At 57.3% G+C, this 1,772-nt stretch carries 5 protein-coding genes; all 5 read right to left on the reverse strand.

All coding sequences use genetic code 11. The features are described 5' to 3' along the window. Positions 1 to 90: 90 nt before the first annotated feature. Complete coding sequence (locus tag BWM17_RS02745; RefSeq protein WP_309492392.1) at positions 91 to 309, reverse strand: hypothetical protein; 219 nt, start codon at positions 307 to 309, stop codon at positions 91 to 93. Beyond that, complete coding sequence (locus BWM17_RS02750) at positions 306 to 491, reverse strand: PRTRC system protein C (RefSeq protein WP_309492393.1); 186 nt, start codon at positions 489 to 491, stop codon at positions 306 to 308. Before BWM17_RS02750 ends, BWM17_RS02745 begins: the two co-directional genes overlap by 4 nt. Before the next feature lie 24 nt (positions 492 to 515). Beyond that, entirely contained in the window at positions 516 to 932 is a 417-nt protein-coding gene (locus BWM17_RS02755) for a hypothetical protein (RefSeq protein ID WP_309492394.1), read from the reverse strand. A 100-nt stretch (positions 933 to 1,032) separates the two neighbouring features. Next, on the reverse strand, positions 1,033 to 1,278 hold the full coding sequence (locus BWM17_RS02760) for a hypothetical protein (protein ID WP_309492395.1): 246 nt from the start codon (positions 1,276 to 1,278) through the stop codon (positions 1,033 to 1,035). 6 nt (positions 1,279 to 1,284) lie between these two features. Further along, complete coding sequence (locus BWM17_RS02765) at positions 1,285 to 1,458, reverse strand: hypothetical protein (RefSeq protein WP_309492396.1); 174 nt, start codon at positions 1,456 to 1,458, stop codon at positions 1,285 to 1,287. Positions 1,459 to 1,772 lie beyond the last annotated feature (314 nt).

The following is a 1,772-nucleotide window of genomic DNA, read 5'->3' on the forward strand; positions in this document are numbered from 1 at the left end:
GGGCGGCAAATTCCTGGTATTCTTCGGCCCCCTCAAGTTGAGCGATGAGCGAGCTAAGCGAGGGCACGGCGAGGCGGCGCAGCCTCCCGGCTAGGACTGAAAGTGGTCCATCAGGCACCTCACCGCCTCCCTTGTCGCATCCCGGTAGGCCTCAGCCTCGGCAATGGCTTCAGCTATCTCCTTGCTGTGGAAGGCAAGCAGACCGGGGTCTATGGAGCCACCTCTGGTCACCTTCCAGGCGAGCTCAATGAGCCGAAGCCGGTATTCGGGCAGCTCTCTCAGTACCTTGATCAGGTCGCTCGCCTTCATCCTTTTGTCCCCACTCTCCGCACCAGCTCATAGAGGGTGTCCTCGCCCCTCTGGTGCTCCCTGACCTCGGCGTTGGCCAGCTCGGGGAAGAAGTCGGCCATCATCTTCCTGACCTCGTCCGGGCTGAGGTTCGGGTCCGGGTCGGGGAACTCCCGTCCGTCGTAAACGAAGATTCGAGCCATGCTTCACCTCCTTTCCAGCCTGTTTCAGTCCCACCAGAAGCGCAGCCTGGATGGTGCAACCTCGCTGGCTTCGTCCGCTAGAGCCAGCTTGAAGCAGGTGAAGAGACTGTGCCTAAGTCCCTCGAGCTCCTCTTCAGGGATGCGCTTGCCGTGTGTTTCCTCAGAATACTCCCTCTGGTGAGTCCAGTAGGGAAGCCACACGTAGATCACCGGGCTGTATTCACGCCCGATCTCGTATCCGGACACCTGGCCGCGGAACGCTCGCATGACGTCCTTTATCTTATCGGGGTCAAAGTTGTTGTATAGCCCGATGATGTCCACGAGCTCCATGGCGGTGTCACTGTCCACGGGGGTCGTCCGGAAGTGGAGCATCAGGTCATCCCTGAAGGCAAACTCAAAGAGCTGCCTCAGCTTCTCCCTTGAAGTCTCACTTGTCCTCACTCTGTCTCACCTCCTTTCCCGGGAGAAAAATTAGAGTCCCTTATGCAGTTGACGACATCCTTGCCGTTTCTCACATAATTCCCGCCGTGGTAGAGGGTCACTAGAGGGCTCCTAGCTCCTGCTGCTCGTCCACGGCCCTCTGCCAGGCAGCTCCCAGCCAGAATATGAGCCACAACAGCTCCTCAAGAGGCAGGTGGCTCAGGCGGGCGAAGATGCGATTGAGGGCAGTTACTCCATCGTTGTTGGGCTCGGTAACCCGCTGGAAGTGGTGATAGAGCAGAGTGCCAAGCTCCTTGGCGAGGGCTTCGTCCAGAATTTCGTCTAGCTCTTCCTGCCACTTTTCCAAATACTCTCACCTCACTTTGCGCACGCAGTTAGAGAAAACCCTGAAGCCCAGCTGCTTGCCCAACCTGGTAAGAACGAGGTTGCCGTTCTCCTTTGCCGCTATCGGTTTGCCATTTGGTGTTTCCCAGCGCTTGAGCTCGCCGGTAGCGGCGTCGGTAACCTTTACCAGACTGTCGCCCATTCTATCACCTCCTCTCCAGCTCAAATTAAAAGGGGCTACCCGCAAGGATAGCCCCGTGCTGACCTGGAAAGTCGGGGAGTTGAAAAGGAAAAGACGCCCCACTGCTGGGACAGCTCCGTTTTTTCGGGGCTTCCCGTGAGGCGTCTTTTGCTAATGATTTAGGTAGTGCCTGACCGCCTGATTTATTCGGCTTTGCGCTGTCTCCGATAGCTTCCCGTGGCGCAGAGCCTTGCGCCTTGCATTTTTGCTCATACCCTTCAGGCTGTCGCCAAGGTCAATATGTAACCTCACAAAGCTACTTGCTAACCTAACCT

The organism is Candidatus Hecatella orcuttiae (assembly GCF_002009985.1).
In the GTDB taxonomy this organism is placed as follows: domain Archaea; phylum Thermoproteota; class Bathyarchaeia; order Hecatellales; family Hecatellaceae; genus Hecatella; species Hecatella orcuttiae.